The following is a 15,214-nucleotide window of genomic DNA, read 5'->3' as shown; positions in this document are numbered from 1 at the left end:
GTGGCGGTGCCTTCCCACCGTCGTCGGCTGCCTGCGCTGCTGCTGACCCTCGTCGCTGCAGCCGGCCTCCTCGTGGGGTGCGGCGGCAGCGACGACGGGCAGGGCAGCGCCAAGCCGGCGGACCCGCAGGCGGTGGACCCCTACGCCGACCGGGCCGGCTACGCCGACCCCGACTCGCGAGCGGCCCAGGCGGCCGCGCAGGCCGAGGCCCAGGGGAGGGCCGACGAGGTCGCCGTGTTCGACCGCCTCGCCGCGACGCCGACCGGGATCTGGCTGACCCCGGAAGAGCACCCGCCCGGCGAGGTCGGGCCGTTCGTGACGAAGATCGTCGACGGCGCCGACGCCGCAGGGGAGGTCCCGACCTTCGTCGTCTACGGGATCCCCGACCGTGACTGCACCGGCGGGTTCTCCGGCGGCGGGCTGCCGGCGGACCAGTACGCCACCTGGGTGCAGGAGATCGCCGACGCGGCGGGCACCGCCGACGCCGCGGTCGCGGTCGTCGAGCCGGACGCGCTGGCCTCCGCCCTCGAGTGCGACCGGCGCGCCCAGCGGGTCCAGCTGATCGCCGACGCGGTCGACGCGCTCGCCGCGGCCGGCGTCACGACCTACGTCGACGGCGGCCACTCGAACTGGGTCGACCCGGCGGAGCTCGCGCCCCTGCTGAAGCAGGTCGGTGTGGAGGACGTGCGCGGCTTCGCGACCAACGTGTCGAACTACCAGACCGACGAGGACGAGCGGAAGTACGGGGAGAAGCTGAGCAGGCTCCTCGGGGGCGCGCAGTACGTCATCGACACCGGCCGCAACGGCAACGGCTCGACCGACGTCTGGTGCAACCCGCCGGGCCGGGCCTACGGCACCGACCCCGCCCCGGCGAGCGATGCTCCCCACCTGGACGCCTACGCGTGGGTCAAGCCGCCGGGCGAGAGCGACGGCGAGTGCAACGGCGGTCCGCCGGCCGGCCAGTTCTGGCCGGAGCGGGCGATGCAGATGGCCGCGTCGTCCGGCTGGTGAGACAACTGGCCCGCTGCGGACGGTTCCCGGACCGATCGACGCACCAACGGCAGTGGCGGGTCACACCGTTGTTAGCATTCGAGCCATGCAGCCGGACAGCGACTGGGTGGCCGTCATCATCGAGGACGACCCCGACGTTCGCGACCTCATCGACATCGTCCTGACCCAGTCCGGGTTCCGGACGGTCGTCACCGAGAACGGTCCGGACGGCGTCGAGGCGGTGCGCCGGCACAACCCGTTGATCACGACGCTCGACGTCAACATGCCCGGCATGGACGGGTTCGCGGTGGCCAAGCGGCTGCGCGAGTTCAGCACCACCTACCTGATCATGATCACCGCCCTGGCCGACGAGATCGACGTGGTGCAGGGCTTCGAGGCCGGCGCGGACGACTACCTGGTCAAGCCGTTCCGGCCCCGGGAGCTGCGCGCGCGGGCCGACTCGATGCTGCGCCGCCCGCGCGCCCGGTTCGAGACGCCGACCGGCTGGGCCGACGACGAGGGCGAGCACGGGGCCCCGGTCGCCGAGGAGCCGCAGGAGGAGTCGTGGGCGGCCGCCGCGGCGCGCAACCTCACCGCCAACGCGCCGCTGCGCCCCCTCCAGGACGAGGAGCCCGCCGCGCCGGAGCCGCGCCGGGCCCCGCAGCACCAGCCGCAGGAGCCGCGGCACTACCAGCCGCAGCACCGGCAGCCGGCCGAGCAGCCGCCCTACCAGGCGCCCGCCCCGCAGCCCCAGTACCAGCAGCCGGCCCCGCCCCCGGAGCCGCAGCCCTACCAGCCGCCCGCTCCCGAGCCGCAGTACCAGCAGCAGCCGCCGCCGGCGTACCAGCAGCCGCCGCCGCAGTACCAGCAGCCGGCGCCGCCGCCGGCGCCCGTGCACCAGCCGGTCCCGCCGGAGAGCTCCGCCCAGGGCGTGCCGCAGAACCAGGGCGGGTGGATCCGCTTCAACGGGCTCGCCCTGAACAACGACACGCGCGTCGTCACCGTGAACGGCGGCAGCGTCGACCTGACGCGCACCGAGTTCGACCTGCTGGCCTCGCTGCTGAGCACGGGCCGGCGGGTGCGCAGCAAGGCCGACCTGGTGCTCACGATGCGCGGTCAGCAGTACGTCACGTCGTACTTCGTCAACGAGGCCGACAAGCGCTCGGTCGAGGTGCACATCGCGAACCTGCGCCGCAAGATCGGGGACGACTCGGGCACCCCGAAGTTCATCGAGACCGTCCGGGGGGTCGGCTACCGCCTCGCCGAGGCAGCCTAGCGGCTCAGTTCGCGTCGATCGGGATCTTCTGCGCCTGGGTGGCTTTGTCGCTCTGGAAGATCGCGATCGGCACCTTCTGCTTGATGATCTTCTTGGTGAAGGTGGTCGAGCCGGCCGACTCCTGGACGTAGACGGTCGCGGTGAAGTGCAGGTCGATGCCCTTGGTGTCCTTCGACGTCGGCTTGATCTTCTGGTTGCGCAGCTCGAAGGCGCCCTTGGGCGAGGTGACGAGCATGCCGTACTTGGTCGACAGCGGCTCCGGGTCGAAGGTGATGGTCCGCGCCTCGGCGTCGAGCTCGTACGGGTGCTGGGTCTTGCCGCCCTCGTAGGTGACCGTGTCGGACTGCACCTGCATCCGCGACAGGTAGACCTTGCGCTTGGTGATGAACGGCGCCCGGATCTTCTTGGTGAGGTCGTAGGCCTGGAAGGTGAAGGAGAAGTACTTCGCGCCCTTCGGGTACCACTCGTTCGTGCGCGGCGTCGACTTGGTCGGGTACAGCGTGTAGACGTAGTCCATCCCGTCGATCCTGATGTGGGACTGGAACGTGCCGTCGCGGGTGAACTGCGAGGGGTAGGGCGTCTCGGACGCGCTCGGCGACGCCGTCGGCGTCGAGGACGGGTCGTTGGAGCCGGTCAGGCCGTCGATCGCGGAGCAGCCGCTGAGCAGCACGGCGGTGGCGACGATGCCGGTGAGGCTCGCCGCTGCCGTCGAGAGGCGCGAGCGGGTGCGTGTCATCGGGTCTCCTGCGGGTCGGGAGGTGGGCTCGGGGGGTGCTGGTCAGGCCTTGAAGCCGCGGTAGCGCTTCATCGCCTTGATGATCATCCAGGCCGTCTGCAGCACGGTGATGACGCCCAGGACCGGCCAGCAGACGGCGAGGATGTCGGACCGCAGCGGGATCGACAGCAGCATCGTCCAGATCACCGCGGCGATCGCGAAGACCACGCCGAAGGCCAGGAACGGGTACATCCAGGCGATGCCCTTGCCGCGCTCGGCCTTCGCCTGTGCGGCCCAGTTGTCGGTCTGCTGACGGCTGAAGAACTTCAGCCAGGCGCGCACGAAGTGGCCCATCCGGATGATCATGTAGATCTCCGCCGGGATGACCATCAGGGCGAAGAGGTAGTCCCGCTTGTTGGCGAACTCCATCGACCGGGCGACGCGGAAGTTCAGCCACACCGCGGCCAGGGGCGGGAGCAGCCACCACGGGCTGAACACGAACGCGTGGATGCTGAGCGAGCCGGCGAGCAGGAAGATGAACATCGAGCGGGTGACGATGTTGATGACCATCGACATGTGCTCGAACCACCGCAGCCGGAGGTTCGGGTGGAACGGCTGGCCCTTGGTGTCGCCGCGCTGCCCCGGCCACATCAGGTCGATCGCACCGAAGTTCCACTTCACCTGCTGGGCGTCGAGGGAGCGCAGGGTGTCCATGCCGCCGACGTGGGCGCGGGCCCGGGCGCTGATCTTGGTGAGGTAGCCGGCGCTCTTGATCTGCAGCGACAGCAGCGAGTCCTCGACCTCGCTGTCGCTCACCCACGGGGTGCGCTGGTGGCTGTCGCGCAGCACGTCACGCAGCGCCTGGGTGGAGAAGATCGAGAACTGCCCGCCGAGCACCGCCATGTTGCGGCCCTTGAGCAGGTTCTGCATGTTGAACGCCGCGAACTGTGCGCGCTGGCCGGCGATGAGGAACTTCGCCATCGGCTTGTCGAGCGCGCTGTCGTCGATCGAGTAGATCGCGGAGATGCCGCCGATCCGGTCGTCGCTGGAGATCTCGTTGACGAGGTTCTCGACGGCGTCGGGCTCCGGGGTGGTGTCGCCGTCGACGCCGAGGAGGTAGTCCATCGTCTCGACCAGCGAGTAGCCGTAGTTGAGCGCACCGACCTTCTTGTCGGGGTTCTTCCCGATGTCGTGGACGTAGATGATCGTGCTCTGCTCGCCGCTGGGGGTCATCCGCGTGTGCGGGCCGGCGTAGTGGCTGGCGATCTCGACGGAGTCGTCGCTGGTGTTGTTGATGATGACGTGGATGACGTCCGGGAGCCGGGTCTGCTGGAGCAGCGAGTCGAGGACGCCCGCGATCGTCTCGGCCTCGTTGTAGGCGGGGATGATGCACCCGACCGTCGGACGGTACGTCGGCAGGTCCTCGACCTCTTCGAGGAACTCGGGCTCGTAGCCGGAGAGCTCGGGGTCGGCGGTCCGGACGTACTGGTTCTCGCCCGCGAGGGCAGGGGCCGGAGGCAGTGCTGCCTGCTGGGCCACCTGGGGGTACCCGTCCCCCCATTCGTTCGCGCTCACGGCTCGTCTCCCGACGTCTTGGTGTTCAACCTCGTCTCAGTCTGCGCAAGCGCCCTCAAGGCGCCCATCGAGCAAACTCAAGGTTGGCTCAAGAATAGTGGTCCAGACGGGCTCCGCCGAGACTTTGCGGTAATCAGCCGGGCAGGCCGCTGGCGCGCCAGCCCCCCGGGCCGCGCCGGTAGGTGACCCGCTGGGCGCGGCGGGGGTGGGCCCACTCGGGGCGACGCTTCGGCGCCGCCGGGGCCTCGACCTGCAGGGAGGCGAGCACCGCGACGAGCGCCGCGACCTCCTCGGCCGACGCGTCGCCGCGGACGACCCGGAGGAAGGGTGCCTTCGGCTCGGCGGCGTGCTCGGCCGTCGGCTGCTCGGTGCTCACAGCGGGATGTTCCCGTGCTTCTTGGCGGGCAGGGACTCCCGCTTGGAGTGGAGCAGCCGCAGCGCCCGGACGACTTCGAGGCGGGTCTGGTGCGGCTTGATGACCGCGTCGATGTAGCCCCGCTCGGCGGCCATGTAGGGGTTGGCGAGCGTGGTCTCGTACTCGTCGATCAGCTGGGCGCGCTTCGCCTCGACGTCCCCGCCGGCGTCGTGCACCTTCTTCAGCGTCTTGCGGTGCAGGATGTTCGCCGCGCCCTGGGCGCCCATCACCGCGATCTGGGCGGTGGGCCAGGCGACGTTGAAGTCCGCGCCGAGGTGCTTGGACCCCATCACGTCGTAGGCGCCGCCGTAGGCCTTGCGGGTGATCACGGTGACCAGCGGGACGGTCGCCTCGGAGTAGGCGTAGATGAGCTTCGCGCCACGGCGGATGATGCCGTTCCACTCCTGGTCGGTGCCGGGCAGGAAGCCGGGCACGTCGACGAAGGTCAGGACCGGGATGTTGAAGGCGTCGCAGAACCGGACGAACCGCGCGGCCTTCTCGGAGGCGTCGATGTCGAGGGTGCCGGCGAACTGCATCGGCTGGTTGGCGACCACGCCGACCGAGTGGCCCTCGACCCGGCCGAAGCCGATCACGAGGTTCGGCGCGAACAGCTCCTGGACCTCGAGGAACTCCGCGTCGTCGACGACCGCGGTGATCACGTCGCGGATGTCGTAGGGCTGGTTCGGCGAGTCCGGGATGATCGTGTCGAGGGTCAGGTCGAGGTCGGTGACCTCCGGGTCGACCGCGGTGTCGAACGACGGCACCTCGTCGAGGTTGTTCTGCGGCAGGTAGGAGATCAGCGCCTTGACGTACTCGATGGCGTCGTCCTCGTCGGCCCCCATGTAGTGGGCGTTGCCGGACTTGGTGTTGTGCGTGCGGGCACCGCCGAGCTCCTCCATCGTGACGTCCTCGCCGGTGACGGTCTTGATCACGTCGGGCCCGGTGATGAACATGTTCGACGTCCCGTCGACCATGACCGTGAAGTCGGTGACCGCGGGCGAGTAGACGTGCCCGCCGGCGCAGGAGCCCATGATCATGCTGATCTGCGGGATGACCCCGGAGGCGTGCACGTTGCGGCGGAAGATCTCGCCGTAGAGGCCGAGCGAGACCACGCCCTCCTGGATGCGGGCGCCGGCGCCCTCGTTGATGCCGATGATCGGGCAGCCGGTCTTGATCGCGAGGTCCATGACCTTGGTGATCTTCTCGCCGTAGACCTCGCCCAGCGAGCCACCGAAGACCGTGAAGTCCTGCGAGAACACGCAGACCTGGCGACCGTCGACGGTCCCGTAGCCGGTGATCACGCCGTCGCCGTACGGGCGGTTCTTCTCGAGGCCGAACGCGGTCGAGCGGTGCCGGGCCAGGGCGTCGAGCTCCACGAACGAACCCTCGTCGAAGAGCAGCTCGATCCGCTCGCGGGCGGTCTTGCGACCCTTGGCGTGCTGCTTCTCGCGGGCCTTGGCCGATCCGGCGTGCAACGTCTCGTCGACGCGACGCTCGAGGTCGGCGAGCTTGCCGGCCGTCGTACGGACGTCGATGTCCTCGGGGACTTCCGTTCCCTCGCCGGGGTGGACACTCATGGTCGCGGCTCCTCACTGGCACTGACGCTGGCACTGACGTGGACCGTGGGCCAATCTAGACCCCGTGACCCCTGCTCCGATGCGACGCCCATCACTCGACGCCGACGCCCTGGCCCGGCTCGCGCCGGATCTCGACGTCGAGGTGCTCGGGACCGCGCCCTCGACCAACGCGGTGGCGGCCGAGCAGGCGCGCGCCGGCGCCCCGGAGGGGCGGGTCGTGGTCGCCGAGCACCAGACCGCCGGACGCGGTCGGCTGGACCGCAGCTGGGAGGCGCCGCCCCGCTCGTCGCTGACCTTCTCGCTCGTCCTGCGGCCCACCGTCCCGGCCGCGAGCTGGCCGTGGCTGCCGCTCCTGACCGGGCACACCGTCGCCAAGGTGCTGCGCGGCGCCGGCTTCGCCGGAGCGGCCGTGAAGTGGCCCAACGACGTGCTGGTGGAGGACCGCAAGGTGGCCGGCATCCTCGTCGAGCGGGTCGACACCCCGTCCGGGCCGGCCGCGGTCGTCGGGGTCGGGCTCAACGTCTCCCAGGCCCAGGACGAGATCCCGGTGCCGACGGCGACCTCGCTGGCCCTCGAGTCCGGTGCGGAGCCGGACCGCACCACGCTCCTGGTGGCGCTGCTGTCCGGGATCCGCGAGGCCGTCGACGCGTGGCAGGCCGGTGGTCCCGAGGCGTCCGCCCACCTGCGGTCGTCGTACACCGCCGCCTGCGCCACCGTCGGCCGCGACGTGCGGGTGGAGCTCCCGTCCGGGGAGACCCTCGTGGGCCGGGCGACCGGGATCGACGCCAGCGGGCGCCTGGTCGTGGCCGGACCGGGCGGCGAGACCGTGGTCGGTGCCGGCGACGTCGTCCACGTGCGCTCCGCCACCTCGGGGCCCGATCAGTGACATGATCGGCGGGTGGCCATCTCACCCAAGCTCCTCAACCCGGGGGAGCGTGTCGTCATCGACACCCGGACGCACGTCAAGGCCCTCCTCTGGCCGCTCGTCTGCCTCGTGGCGCTGCTCGCGCTCGGCACCTTCGCGCAGACCAAGATCGACAACGGCACCGCGACCCTGGTGATCTGGGGGATCCTGCTGGTCGGCATCGTCTGGTTCGTGCTGCGGCCGCTGGCGAACTGGGCGACGGCGACCTACACGTTCACCGACCGGCGCCTGATCACGCGGCACGGGATCATCGTGCGGCGCGGGCACGACATGCCGCTGGCCCGGATCAGCGACATCGCCTACGAGTTCGGCCCCATCGACCGGATGCTCGGGTGCGGGTCGCTGGTGATCTCCGACGCCAGCACGCACGGCCAGATCCGCCTGCACGACATCCCGCGGGTCGAGGAGGCCCAGCGCAAGGTCAACCAGCTGATCGCCGGCATCCACGACACGTCGGCGGGACATGAGGGCACCTGACCCGTCCGAGGGATCGGACCCGACGGGTCCGGCCGCGCACGACCTCGAGCGCGCGATCCTCGGCGAGAGCCCGATGTTCAACGCACCGGAGGTCGCCGAGCAGACCGGCGTCCGGATGGACGAGGCGCGGCGCCTCTGGCGGGCGCTCGGCTTCCCCGAGCACGGTCTCGAGACGGCGTTCACCGACGCCGACACCGAGGCGCTCTCGACCCTGATCCGGGTGGTCCGCACCGGCCTGATCGACTTCGACATGGCGGTCAACCTCACCCGGGCCGTCGGGCAGACGATGGCCCGCCTGGCCGACTGGGAGGTCGCGACGCTGGTCCACCGGGTCGAGGAGCTCGAGGCCGGCGAGGACGCGACGGGGAGCCGGGTCGGCTCCGCCCTGCGGCTCATCGACGAGATCGAGCAGCCCTTCGAGGAGCTGCTCGTCTACGTGTGGCGGCGCCACCTCGCGGCCGCCGTCGCCCGGGTCGAGGCCCTCGGCGCCAACGAGGAGGACCTCAACACCGTCCAGCTGACCGTCGGGTTCGCCGACATCGTCAGCTTCACCGCGCTGTCCAACCGGCTCTCCGAGGACCGGATCGGCGACCTGGTGGAGCTGTTCGAGTCCCGGTGCGCGGACGTGGTCGCGGCCCAGCGGGGCCGGATCATCAAGAGCATCGGCGACTCGGTGCTCTTCGTGAACGACGACCCGGTCCGGGCCTACGACACCGCCGAGGGGATCATCAACGTCATCGGTCGCGACAGCCGGATGCCCGACGTCCGGGTCGGGGTCGCCAGCGGGTCGGTCGTGATGCGGCTCGGCGACGTGTTCGGCCCGCCGGTCAACCTGGCCTCGCGGCTGACCGCCGTCGCACGCCGCAACCGGATCATCATCGACCAGGCCACCGCCGAGCTGCTGCCGCACGACGAGTTCGAGACCCGGGCCCTGCCCGCGCGACCGGTGCGCGGCTTCGGCATCGTCGAGCCGGTCGCCGTCCGCCGGGCCTGACCGACGGCCCGACGCAGGGCCAGGTCAGGACGTCCAGCGTCCGGATCACGGGTCTGCACAATTTCGCCGTTCCACCGTCGGGCGGCAGGACCCGTCCCTACCGTGGGCGGGTGATCGAGGTCCAGGACGTCCGACTCGATCCCGCGACGCGGCGCGTGTGGCGGGGCTCGGAGGAGCTCGTCCTCGCCCGCAAGGAGTTCGACCTGCTGCACGCGCTGATGGAGCGGGCCGGCGCGATCGTCAGCCGGGACGAGCTGATGCGCGAGGTCTGGCACACCACCTTCTGGACCTCGTCGAAGACGATCGACGTGCACCTCGGCTGGCTGCGTCGCAAGCTCGGTGACGACAGCCACCGCCCCCGGTTGATCACCACGATCCGCGGACAGGGACTGCGGTTCGAGACGCAGGACCCGAGCCCCTAGAGTTCGCGTGTGCACGCACCGACCCTCGCCGTGATCGGAGGCGGTCAGCTCGCCCGGATGATGGCCGAGCCCGCCGCCGCGATGGGGATCCCGCTCCGGCTGCTGGCCGAGGCCGAGGGCGTCTCGGCGGCGCAGGTCGTCCCCGACCACCTGGTCGGCGACTACCGCGACCTCGCCACGCTGCGGCGGGCGACCGCCGGCTGCCCGGTGGTCACCTTCGACCACGAGCACGTCCCCACCGGTCACCTCTACGCCCTCGCCGACGACGGCATCGCCGTCCACCCCGGGCCGGAGGCCCTGGTGCACGCCCAGGACAAGGCCGTGATGCGCGAGGCGCTGGGCCGGCTCGGCGTCCCCTGCCCCCGGAACGCGGTCGTCGCCTCGGTCGCCGACGTCGAGCGCTTCGGCCTCCCGTGCGTGCTCAAGACGACCCGGGGCGGGTACGACGGCAAGGGCGTCTGGTTCGTGCGGTCGGTCGAGGACTGCGCCGACGCCTTCACCGCCGCGGAGGCGAGCGGCGTGCGGATCCTCGCCGAGGAGCTCGTCGAGTTCCGCCGCGAGCTGTCCGCGCTCGTCGTGCGGTCGCCGAGCGGCCAGGCCGCGGCGTACCCGGTGGTCGCCTCGACCCAGCAGGACGGGATCTGCCTCGAGGTCGTCGCCCCGGCCCCCGACCTCCCGGAGGCCCTCGCGGGCCGGGCCCAGGAGATCGCGCTGCGCATCGCGGGTGCGCTCGACGTCGTCGGCGTTCTCGCGGTGGAGCTGTTCGAGACCGCGGACGGGGAGGTGCTCGTCAACGAGCTGGCGATGCGGCCGCACAACACCGGGCACTGGACCCAGGACGGTGCCGTCACCTCGCAGTTCGAGAACCACCTGCGCGCCGTCCTCGACCTGCCGCTGGGGTCGCCGGCGCCGCGGGCGCGCTGGACGGTGATGGTCAACATCCTCGGCGGCCCCGACGAGTCGGTCGGCCGCCTGTACGACGGCTACCCCCACGCGCTCGCGCGCGACCCGTTCCTGCGGGTGCACCTGTACGGCAAGGACCTGCGGCCCGGCCGCAAGGTCGGCCACGTCAACGCCTACGGCGACGACCTCGACGACTGCCTCGAACGGGCGCGGCACGCCGCGGCCTGGTTCCGCGGCGACCTGGGAGACGAGAGTGAGTAGTCCTGTGAGTGCACGCGTCGGGATCGTGATGGGGTCGGACTCCGACTGGCCGGTGATGCGAGCGGCCGCGGAGGCGCTGGCGGAGTTCGACGTCGCCCACGAGGCCGACGTGGTCTCCGCGCACCGGATGCCGCAGGAGATGCTCGACTACGGCCGCGACGCCGCGTCGCGTGGGATCTCCGTGATCATCGCCGGCGCCGGCGGCGCCGCGCACCTGCCCGGGATGCTGGCCGCGGTCACCCCGCTCCCGGTGATCGGGGTGCCGGTCCCGCTCAAGCACCTCGACGGCCTCGACTCGCTGCTGTCGATCGTGCAGATGCCGGCCGGGGTGCCCGTCGCGACCGTCGCCGTCGGCGGCGCGCGCAACGCCGGGCTGCTCGCCGTCCGCATCCTCGCCGTCGCGGACGAGGGTCTCCGCGAGCGGATGACGGCCTTCCAGGCCGAGCTCAAGGCGACCGCGCAGGCCAAGGGCGCCGCCGTCCGCAACGACACCCCGGGCCGCCGCGTCGGGTTCTGAGCGACCAGCGAGTCGAGACCCGGTGAGCCAGCCGCCGGCGCCGGCGGGGGTCTCGACGGGCGCTCAGGCGCCAGAGCGCCTTCGCTGCTCGACCACCGGGGGCGTGCTCTCATCGAGGACCCGCGTGACGGCCGGGAGCAGCGCCAGCGCGTTCACGGCGGCCGAGAACACCAGGAAGGCCGCCGCCAGGGAGGGGTGCCCGGCGTCCCAGAGCGCGAGGGTCGCCGACCCGAACACCAGCACCTTGACGACCGGCCGCCCCAGCCAGTGGCCGTAGCGTGCCTTCGGCGAGGCGAACCAGAACCACGCCTGGGTCGCCAGCAGCGGCAGCAGCCACACCCACAGCCAGCGCGGGTCCTGGTGCCAGCCCCAGTAGCCCAGGGCCACCATCGCCAGCACCTCGTCGGCGAAGACCAGGAAGAGCACCCACCAGGCGAGAACGCGCACCCGCACATCCTGCTGGCTGGCTACGGTGCCCGCATGCTGTTTCCCGAGGCGCGACAGGCGCTGCTGGCGTACGCGGGGGAGACCCCCGTGTGGTCCGAGGACTTCGACATCGACGCCGCGCGCGTCGAGGCCCGGCGCCTCGCCGCCGAGGAGCCCCGCGAGGAGGTCGCCGCGGCCGTCGACGTCGACGCCGACGGCGTCCCGTGCCGTCTGTACGACCCCTCCGGCCGGGGTGCCGACGCGGCCGAGGCCGTCGTCGTCCACGCCCACGGCGGCGGGTTCGTCCTCAACGACGTCGAGGTCCACGACGCCGCCGCGCGACGCCTCGCCAACCGCACCGGCCTCCGGGTGCTCAGCGTCGACTACCGCGTCCCGCCCGAGCACCGGTTCCCGGCGGCGGTCGAGGACGTCGGCACCGCCGCCGGCTGGGCCGCGCGCGAGCTCGGAGGCGTGCTGGTCGCGCACGGCGACAGCGCTGGCGGCAACCTCGCGCTCGTCGACGCGCTGCGCCACCCCGGGCGGTACGCCGCCGCGGCGCTCGTCTACCCGTTCCTCGACCCGACGGCTGCCCACGACTCCTACCGCACCGCCGCGGACGGCTTCGACCCGCGCGAGGCCGCCTGGTACTGGGAGCAGTACGCCGCCACGCCTGCCGACCTCTCGGACCCCGACCTCGCGCCGCTGCTGTCCGACCGGCTGGGGACGCTGCCCCCGACCCTGGTGGTGACCGCCGAGCACGACCCGCTGCGCGACGAGGGCGAGGAGCTCGCCCGGCGGCTCGCGGACGCCGGCGTCGAGGTCACCGCGACCCGGTACCTCGGTCAGCTGCACGGCTTCTGGCGGCACCCCCGCGTGTTCCCCTCGGCGGAGCCGTTGATGCGGCAGGTCGCCGGGTTCCTGCGGCTGCACGCCGACCGGCCCGACCGGATCGACCGACGACCCTGACCGGCGGGCGGAGCGGCCCTGACAAGATGTGCGCATGCGTGTGCACCTCGGCTGCGACCATGCCGGCCTCGACCTCCGCGACCACCTGGTCGGCTGGCTCACCGACCACGGCTACGAGCCGGTCGACCACGGGCCGCAGACCTACGACGCCCTCGACGACTACCCCGTCTTCTGCCTGCGCGCCGCGGAGGCCGTGGTCCGCGACCGCGAGGACGGGCTCGACAGCCTCGGGGTCGTGATCGGCGGCTCCGGCAACGGCGAGCAGATGGCCGCGAACAAGGTGGCCGGGGTGCGGGCCGCGCTGGTGTGGTCGGAGGAGACCGCGCGGCTGGCGCGCGAGCACAACGACGCCAACGTCGTCTCGGTCGGGGGCCGGATGCACTCGCTCGAGGACATGACCCGGTTCGTCGAGGTCTTCCTGGCCGAGCCGTTCAGCGGCGACGAGCGGCACGTCCGGCGGATCGGGCAGCTGGCGTCGTACGAGCAGACCCGCGAGCTGCCGCTGCTGCCGTCCTCGGCCACCGATGCCTGAGGGCCACACCCTCCACCGGCTCGCCGACCAGCTGACCGCGACCTTCGCGGGCCGGGTGGTGCGCGCCGGCAGCCCCCAGGGCCGCTTCGAGGAGTCGGCCGCCCGGATCGACGGGCAGGTGCTCGTCGGGGCGGAGGCGTGGGGCAAGCACCTGTTCGTCGAGTTCCCCGGCGAGCGGTTCGTGCACGTCCACCTCGGTCTGTACGGCCGCTTCGACGTCGAGGAGGGTGCGCCCGAGGTGCCGCCCGCGGTCGGCCAGGTGCGGCTCCGGCTGGTGGCGGCGGGCGACGGCGGCTGGTCGTACGCCGACCTGCGCGGCGCCACCACCTGCGACCTGGTCACGCTCGCGGAGCGGGACGCGGTGGTCGCGCGCTCCGGGCCCGACCCCCTGCGGGAGGACGCGGACCCCGACCGGGCCTGGGAGCGGATCCGGCGCAGCCGGGCACCGATCGGTGGGCTGCTCATGGACCAGGCCGTGCTGGCCGGGGTCGGCAACGTCTACCGGGCCGAGCTGCTGTTCCGGCACCGCGTCGACCCGATGCGGCCGGGCAGCACCCTGCGCCGGGCCCAGTGGCAGGCGATGTGGGACGACCTGGTCGGGCTGATGCAGGAGGGCGTGCGCACAGGGCGGATCGACACCGTCCGGCCCGAGCACCTGCCCGAGGCGATGGGACGTCCGCCGCGTCGCGACGACCACGGCGGCGAAGTCTATGTCTACCGTCGCACCGGTCAGCCGTGCCACGTCTGCGGCGCCACGGTCCGCACGACCGAGCTCCAGGGGCGCAACCTGTTCTGGTGCCCTCGCTGCCAGCGCCGGTTCCGCTCCCGGGCACTACAGTGATGCCCGCCGACCGAGAAGAGGACCGACGACGCATGACGACTGGCCCCCGCACCCTCCGGCGGGCCGTCCGTCGAGGCGTCCCTCGCCAGCACCGCACGCTGGTGCTGCTGGTCGCCCTGACGACCGTGCTGACGGTCGCGCTGCTGATCTGGCCGGCGCAGTTCCCGATGACCTCGCTCATCGTGCCGCTGCTGCTCGGCAGCCTGCTCGTGAGCCCGCGCCAGCTGCCGTGGTTCGTGGTCTTCCTCATGATCATGCTGATGCTGGCGATCGGCCGGCAGCAGAACGTGACCGTGCGCGTCGTGATCGCCATCGGCATCCTCTACCTGCTCTGCTTCATCGTGCTGGTGACGTCGTTCCAGCGGACCCGGCTCGGGGTCGCGGGCATGCTCGGCGAGTCGATGCTGGTCGACCTGCGCGACCGGATCCAGCTCCAGGGCGGGGTGCCCGACCTCCCCGCCGGCTGGCTGGCGGAGACCGCGCTGCGGTCGGCGGGCGGGACGCCGTTCGCCGGCGACTTCGTCGTCGCCACCCGGCCGCGGCACTCGAACCGTCTCGAGATCGCCCTGGTCGACGTCTCCGGCAAGGGGCAGCAGGCGGGCACCCGCGCGCTGCTGCTCTCCGGCTCCTTCGGCGGCCTGCTCGGCGCCCTGCCGCCCGAGGAGTTCCTGCCGGCCGCGAACGACTACCTGCTCCGGCAGCAGTGGGAGGAGGGCTTCGCCACCGCCGTCCACCTCTCGCTCGACCTGGGGACCGGGGCCTTCGAGGTGCGCGCCGCCGGCCACCCGCCGGCCGCCCAGCTGGCCGCCGGTGCCGGGCGCTGGACCGTGCACGAGGCCGAGGGGCCGGTGCTCGGCCTGATCGAGGACGCGGACTTCACGGTGGTGCGCGGCGTCGTTCGCCCCGGCGACGCGCTGATGCTCTACACCGACGGCCTCGTCGAGACCCCGCGTCGCGAGATCGGGATGGGCATCGACCGGATGCTCGGGCAGGCCGAGCGGCTGCTGCGCGGCACCTTCGAGGGCGGCGCGGACCGGCTGGTCGAGGCGCTCGGGTCGGACAACGACGACCGCGCGCTCGTGCTGGTCCACCGGCGTCCCTGAGGGCGCGGCCGTTTGTGGGCCGTGAGCCCCGGTGTGGCACCATGACTCCCGCATCCGGCGCGACCGGGCGCGCGCGGATGTAGCTCAATGGTAGAGCCCCAGTCTTCCAAACTGGCTACGCGGGTTCGATTCCCGTCATCCGCTCCAAGGGCCCACCTCAGCCCGTCCGGCAGCACGTCGGACGCGGTGCCGGCGGGGCCTTGGCGGGGCGTAGCGTAGTGGCTAGCGCGCCTGCTTTGGGAGCAGGAGATCGCAGGTTCGAGTCCTGTCGCCCCGACGCACGACCACCACCAGATACT

The 15,214-nt window shown here is 72.1% G+C and carries 17 protein-coding genes and 2 tRNA genes; 14 read left to right on the top strand and 5 right to left on the bottom strand.

From position 1 onward, the window contains the following. Positions 1-6: 6 nt before the first annotated feature. Positions 7-1,011 (top strand): glycoside hydrolase family 6 protein, encoded by a 1,005-nt coding sequence (locus ACILQ5_RS08640; RefSeq protein WP_395657580.1) that lies wholly within the window; start codon positions 7-9, stop codon positions 1,009-1,011. 85 nt (positions 1,012-1,096) lie between these two features. After that, entirely contained in the window at positions 1,097-2,266 is a 1,170-nt protein-coding gene (locus ACILQ5_RS08635; RefSeq protein ID WP_395657579.1) for a winged-helix domain-containing protein, read from the top strand. Between the two features lie 4 nt (positions 2,267-2,270). Here the strand turns inward: ACILQ5_RS08635 and ACILQ5_RS08630 are convergent, their stop codons facing one another. The 4 genes from ACILQ5_RS08630 to ACILQ5_RS08615 all read right to left on the bottom strand — a co-directional run bounded on the left by ACILQ5_RS08630 (position 2,271) and on the right by ACILQ5_RS08615 (position 6,548). Beyond that, on the bottom strand, positions 2,271-3,002 hold the full coding sequence (locus ACILQ5_RS08630; RefSeq protein ID WP_395657578.1) for a hypothetical protein: 732 nt from the start codon (positions 3,000-3,002) through the stop codon (positions 2,271-2,273). 42 nt (positions 3,003-3,044) lie between these two features. Beyond that, positions 3,045-4,556 (bottom strand): glycosyltransferase, encoded by a 1,512-nt coding sequence (locus ACILQ5_RS08625; protein ID WP_395657577.1) that lies wholly within the window; start codon positions 4,554-4,556, stop codon positions 3,045-3,047. Between the two features lie 133 nt (positions 4,557-4,689). Continuing rightward, a complete protein-coding gene (locus ACILQ5_RS08620; protein WP_395657576.1) occupies positions 4,690-4,932 on the bottom strand; it encodes an acyl-CoA carboxylase subunit epsilon in 243 nt (80 codons plus the stop codon). Further along, complete coding sequence (locus ACILQ5_RS08615) at positions 4,929-6,548, bottom strand: acyl-CoA carboxylase subunit beta (RefSeq protein ID WP_395657575.1); 1,620 nt, start codon at positions 6,546-6,548, stop codon at positions 4,929-4,931. Before ACILQ5_RS08615 ends, ACILQ5_RS08620 begins: the two co-directional genes overlap by 4 nt. A 79-nt stretch (positions 6,549-6,627) precedes the next feature. Here ACILQ5_RS08615 and ACILQ5_RS08610 point away from each other — a divergent pair, with 79 nt between their 5' ends. The 6 genes from ACILQ5_RS08610 to purE all read left to right on the top strand — a co-directional run bounded on the left by ACILQ5_RS08610 (position 6,628) and on the right by purE (position 11,047). Then, positions 6,628-7,434: a biotin--[acetyl-CoA-carboxylase] ligase gene (locus ACILQ5_RS08610; protein ID WP_395657574.1), complete on the top strand. Its 807-nt coding sequence runs from the start codon at positions 6,628-6,630 to the stop codon at positions 7,432-7,434. 12 nt (positions 7,435-7,446) lie between these two features. Then, positions 7,447-7,950 (top strand): PH domain-containing protein, encoded by a 504-nt coding sequence (locus tag ACILQ5_RS08605; RefSeq protein ID WP_395657573.1) that lies wholly within the window; start codon positions 7,447-7,449, stop codon positions 7,948-7,950. After that, complete coding sequence (locus ACILQ5_RS08600) at positions 7,937-8,944, top strand: adenylate/guanylate cyclase domain-containing protein (RefSeq protein WP_395657572.1); 1,008 nt, start codon at positions 7,937-7,939, stop codon at positions 8,942-8,944. Before ACILQ5_RS08605 ends, ACILQ5_RS08600 begins: the two co-directional genes overlap by 14 nt. 110 nt (positions 8,945-9,054) lie before the next feature. Further along, positions 9,055-9,366, top strand: coding sequence for a winged helix-turn-helix domain-containing protein (locus ACILQ5_RS08595; protein WP_395657571.1), 312 nt, complete (start codon positions 9,055-9,057; stop codon positions 9,364-9,366). Between the two features lie 9 nt (positions 9,367-9,375). After that, entirely contained in the window at positions 9,376-10,530 is a 1,155-nt protein-coding gene (locus ACILQ5_RS08590) for a 5-(carboxyamino)imidazole ribonucleotide synthase (RefSeq protein ID WP_395657570.1), read from the top strand. A gap of 4 nt (positions 10,531-10,534) precedes the next feature. After that, complete coding sequence (purE, locus tag ACILQ5_RS08585; protein WP_395657569.1) at positions 10,535-11,047, top strand: 5-(carboxyamino)imidazole ribonucleotide mutase; 513 nt, start codon at positions 10,535-10,537, stop codon at positions 11,045-11,047. A gap of 63 nt (positions 11,048-11,110) precedes the next feature. Here the strand turns inward: purE and ACILQ5_RS08580 are convergent, their stop codons facing one another. Continuing rightward, complete coding sequence (locus tag ACILQ5_RS08580; RefSeq protein WP_395657568.1) at positions 11,111-11,494, bottom strand: YrdB family protein; 384 nt, start codon at positions 11,492-11,494, stop codon at positions 11,111-11,113. Between the two features lie 33 nt (positions 11,495-11,527). Between ACILQ5_RS08580 and ACILQ5_RS08575 the strand changes: the two genes are divergently transcribed. The 6 genes from ACILQ5_RS08575 (at position 11,528) to ACILQ5_RS08550 (ending at position 15,192) form a co-directional block, all read left to right on the top strand. Beyond that, the gene (locus ACILQ5_RS08575) at positions 11,528-12,439 is read left to right on the top strand and encodes an alpha/beta hydrolase (RefSeq protein ID WP_395657567.1); all 912 of its coding nucleotides are present in this window, start codon (positions 11,528-11,530) and stop codon (positions 12,437-12,439) included. A gap of 34 nt (positions 12,440-12,473) precedes the next feature. Then, the gene (locus ACILQ5_RS08570) at positions 12,474-12,971 is read left to right on the top strand and encodes a ribose-5-phosphate isomerase (protein ID WP_395657566.1); all 498 of its coding nucleotides are present in this window, start codon (positions 12,474-12,476) and stop codon (positions 12,969-12,971) included. Next, a complete protein-coding gene (locus ACILQ5_RS08565; protein WP_395657565.1) occupies positions 12,964-13,812 on the top strand; it encodes an Fpg/Nei family DNA glycosylase in 849 nt (282 codons plus the stop codon). The genes ACILQ5_RS08570 and ACILQ5_RS08565 overlap by 8 nt, the downstream gene beginning before the upstream one ends. Before the next feature lie 32 nt (positions 13,813-13,844). Then, positions 13,845-14,915, top strand: a complete 1,071-nt coding sequence (locus ACILQ5_RS08560) for a PP2C family protein-serine/threonine phosphatase (protein ID WP_395657564.1) — start codon at positions 13,845-13,847, stop codon at positions 14,913-14,915. Positions 14,916-14,988: 73 nt separating this feature from the next. Next, positions 14,989-15,062: transfer RNA gene (locus tag ACILQ5_RS08555), tRNA-Gly, on the top strand. A 57-nt stretch (positions 15,063-15,119) separates the two neighbouring features. Next, positions 15,120-15,192, top strand: a tRNA-Pro gene (locus tag ACILQ5_RS08550). Positions 15,193-15,214 lie beyond the last annotated feature (22 nt).

Source organism: Nocardioides sp. (genome assembly GCF_044226305.1).
Lineage (GTDB): Bacteria > Actinomycetota > Actinomycetes > Propionibacteriales > Nocardioidaceae > Nocardioides.
The sequence above is the reverse complement of the archived record's forward strand: the minus strand, read 5'-3'. Positions and strand labels throughout refer to the sequence as shown.